The 316-nt window shown below is 58.5% G+C and carries 2 tRNA genes; both read left to right on the forward strand.

Features of this window, described 5'->3' with window-relative positions:
- Positions 1-101 precede the first annotated feature (101 nt).
- Positions 102-177 (forward strand) — tRNA-Ala (locus ACVDHI_RS20760).
- A gap of 63 nt (positions 178-240) precedes the next feature.
- Positions 241-316: transfer RNA gene (locus ACVDHI_RS20765), tRNA-Ala, on the forward strand.

The following is a 316-nucleotide window of genomic DNA, read 5'->3' on the forward strand; positions in this document are numbered from 1 at the left end:
TTATAGCTCAGCTGGGAGAGCGCTTGCATGGCATGCAAGAGGTCCGCGGTTCGATCCCGCGTAGCTCCACCAAATTCTCCTCGAACAATCTGGAATCCAAGGGGGTTATAGCTCAGCTGGGAGAGCGCTTGCATGGCATGCAAGAGGTCCGCGGTTCGATCCCGCGTAGCTCCACCAGGTTCCCGATTGACATGAAGTACCCAGGGCAGTGCGGTGTGTATCACCCAGGCCGACCTTTGTGGGGTTATAGCTCAGCTGGGAGAGCGCTTGCATGGCATGCAAGAGGTCCGCGGTTCGATCCCGCGTAGCTCCACCA

This window comes from Aeromonas sp. 25-248 (assembly GCF_053005425.1).